Source organism: Xanthobacter autotrophicus, from assembly GCF_030015065.1.
Taxonomy (GTDB): domain Bacteria; phylum Pseudomonadota; class Alphaproteobacteria; order Rhizobiales; family Xanthobacteraceae; genus Xanthobacter; species Xanthobacter autotrophicus_D.
Genome location: NZ_JAIVFN010000298.1, coordinates 1 through 656, shown reverse-complemented (window position 1 = coordinate 656; position 656 = coordinate 1). Strand labels below are relative to the sequence as shown.

The following is a 656-nucleotide window of genomic DNA, read 5'->3' as shown; positions in this document are numbered from 1 at the left end:
GGTAACACTGTCCCATCAGCAATATAAGCACTATTTCCCACAAAACTACGGTTACCGATTTTGGTTGCTTTTAAAGACATCCAACCGCCTTTAATCTCTTCATCGCCCAGCATTACAGCATCGGCAATAAAGCTTTCTTCACCCAAAGTCAGCATTTCTGGAATAACGCCAGTTGCGGTAGAAATTTCGGTATTTTTACCTACTTTTGCTCCCAGCATACGGAACCATGTAGGCGCATAAATGGTGGCAAACAAGCCATGTAAGGTTTGTAAGCTCGTTTCTAAAATTTGGGCCGCAAACCATTTACGATAATACGTGCTGCCATGAACCGCATAGGTTCCAATTTCAAGACGCGGCAATGCAATTTTACGTAGGCCTGAAGAAATCACCGCAGTAATCATCATCATCATTGCACTAGCCGGAATCGCTAAAATGAAATAGTAAAGCGCGATTTGCAAATGGTTGTTCGGGTTAATATTAAATACATTTACATCTAACCAGTCGACCAAAAGGAAGCTTGGAAAAATTGGAATAAAGAAAAGACAGGCAATAATTAATGCGCTAACGCCATAGTATCCATATTCAGCAATTTTACGTATAAACGATAGTTTAGGACGCTCTGGCAATTTAGCTTGCTCATCTATATGCCCTATTTT

Annotated in this window: 1 pseudogene; it reads right to left on the bottom strand. The window is 40.4% G+C overall.

Annotated elements, in window-relative coordinates:
- Positions 1 to 656 (bottom strand): annotated as a pseudogene (locus tag K9U40_RS23200) (Pls/PosA family non-ribosomal peptide synthetase); the annotation flags it as partial.